Here is a 1,454-nt window from a genome sequence, read left to right as displayed (position 1 = left end):
CCGGGAAAATTCATCACCTCGCCGAGGCCGATGATGTTTTCCCAGGTCATCGCCTCGGCGACGTCGGCGACTGTCAGCTCTGCGCCGGCATGCTCCAGGCCGGGCGCCGAAGGCACGCAGGACGGCATCTGCACATGCACGTTGATCGGCATTGCAACGGCCTCGTCATGCGTCAGCCGGACGCCCGGCAGGCCCAGCACATTGGCGATCTCGTGCGGATCGATGAACATAGAGGTTGTGCCGTGCGGGATCACCGCGCGGCAGAATTCCGTCACCGTCACCATGCCGCTTTCGACATGCATATGCGCGTCGCAAAGACCGGGCACCAGATAGCGTCCGCCGGCATCGACCACCTTGGTCCCCTGCCCGATCGCATGGCCGGCATTCGGCCCGCAATAAGCAAAGCGGCCGGCAGCGATCGCAATATCGGTGCCGGGAATGATCTCGCCCGAATGGACATTCACCCAGCGGCCGTTGCGGATCACGAGGTCGGCTGGCTTGCGGCCCATCGCAACATCCACCAGATGCGTCGCCACCTCGGTCCAGAGCCTGGGTTTCATCTTATTCGCGCTTCCCGCCATGACGGACTCCTGTTTGCCCGACTGTGCCAAGCGGGCGCGGTTTTGACCAGTTGGCAAAACTGGTTTGTTTTTAAGGCAAACAGCAGTTTTGGCGGATAATCTCCTCCGGCAAGGCGAAATCGCTTAGACTGACGGCCCAGGCTGTCGTCCGGATAAAAGATGGCACAGACGATTCGGTTCGCAATTTTCGTGTTGTCGGCATGTCGCGCCGGCCTGGCCTTCTTCACCTTTCATTCGTTCTGGGCATGGGCCGCGCCGATCGCCATCCTCATCGCCGGCTCGTTGTTTACCGAATACGCTTTCAACCGGCTGGCCTCGTCCGAGGAGAAACAGCGCGATCTGGAAGATCGCGTGCACAACCCGCCGACGTAAACCACTGTTGCAGAAATACAATTCCGTTTTGCTGCGAATAACGCTAGGTTGTGCCAAGGAGTCTTTCGAAACCGCCATTTCGGAGCGCTCGATGCGTCGCCTGACGCTCGCCAGTGCCGGCTTTTTCGCCCTGCTGTCCGGGCCTGCCCTGGCCGCGGACATAGGCGCCGATTTGCCCATGACCGCGCCCGGTTTCGACTGGACGGGCTACTATGCCGGCCTCCAGGCCGGTTACGGCTGGGGCCGCTCCGACATCGCCGGCACGGAAGGCGAGCCTTTCGCCGCTTCACCCGATCTCGACGGCGGCTTTGTCGGCGGCCATGTCGCCGGCCTGTGGCAGTTCAACCAGGCGGTGATCGGTGCGCGGGCCGAACTCAACTATTCCGCGGTTGACGGTTCGGCCCTGCTGGCTCCCGGCAATTCCGTCGGCACCGACATCAAATGGCTGGGATCGGTCAATGCCGAGGCCGGCTTGGCGGCCGATCGCTGGCTGATCTACGG

Annotated in this window: 2 protein-coding genes and 1 pseudogene; 2 read left to right on the top strand and 1 reads right to left on the bottom strand. The window is 62.3% G+C overall.

Going from position 1 to position 1,454, the window contains the following annotated elements; genetic code table 11:
* Nucleotides 1-581 (bottom strand): amidohydrolase family protein (locus EOA29_RS36330; protein ID WP_145970044.1); only part of this gene is annotated, 581 nt, incomplete at its 3' end.
* Between the two features lie 159 nt (nucleotides 582-740).
* Here EOA29_RS36330 and EOA29_RS36325 point away from each other — a divergent pair.
* Nucleotides 741-953, top strand: coding sequence for a hypothetical protein (locus tag EOA29_RS36325; protein ID WP_126093536.1), 213 nt, complete (start codon nucleotides 741-743; stop codon nucleotides 951-953).
* 91 nt (nucleotides 954-1,044) lie between these two features.
* Nucleotides 1,045-1,454 (top strand): annotated as a pseudogene (locus tag EOA29_RS36320) (porin family protein); the annotation flags it as partial.

It is taken from the genome of Mesorhizobium sp. M1E.F.Ca.ET.063.01.1.1 (assembly GCF_003998155.1).
In the GTDB taxonomy this organism is placed as follows: Bacteria; Pseudomonadota; Alphaproteobacteria; order Rhizobiales; family Rhizobiaceae; genus Mesorhizobium.
The sequence above is the reverse complement of the archived record's forward strand: the minus strand, read 5'-3'. Positions and strand labels throughout refer to the sequence as shown.